Origin of the sequence: Micromonospora sp. LOL_025 (assembly GCF_048060285.1) — a bacterium.
Taxonomy (GTDB): domain Bacteria; phylum Actinomycetota; class Actinomycetes; order Mycobacteriales; family Micromonosporaceae; genus Micromonospora.
The window spans coordinates 1-311 of the sequence record NZ_JBHMIR010000151.1 but is presented as its reverse complement, the minus strand read 5'-3'; the positions used below and the strand labels follow the sequence as shown (position 1 = coordinate 311).

At 73.0% G+C, this 311-nt stretch carries 1 protein-coding gene; it reads right to left on the bottom strand.

Annotated features, from left to right (window positions below; translation table 11 throughout):
• Positions 1 to 311, bottom strand: a 311-nt coding sequence (locus tag ACFHW0_RS31905; RefSeq protein WP_416613340.1) for a ketoacyl-synthetase C-terminal extension domain-containing protein, incomplete at both ends; no start/stop codon positions are given.

The window sequence follows — 311 nt, the reverse complement described above, 5'->3', positions numbered from 1 at the left end:
GGCTGCTCGATGATCACGTGCGCGTTGGTGCCGGAGATGCCGAACGACGACACCGCCGCCCGGCGCGGCCGACCCACCTGCGGCCACGGCGTCGCCTCGGTCGCCAGGGCCACCGCGCCGGCCGTCCAGTCGATGTGCGGGGACGGCTCGTCCACATGCAGGGTCGGCGGGACGACGCCGTGCCGCATCGCCAGCACCATCTTGATCACACCGGCAACGCCGGCAGCGGCCTGCGTGTGGCCGATGTTGGACTTCACCGACCCGAGCAGCAGCGGCCGGTCCTGCGGACGCTCCTGCCCGTACGTGGCCAG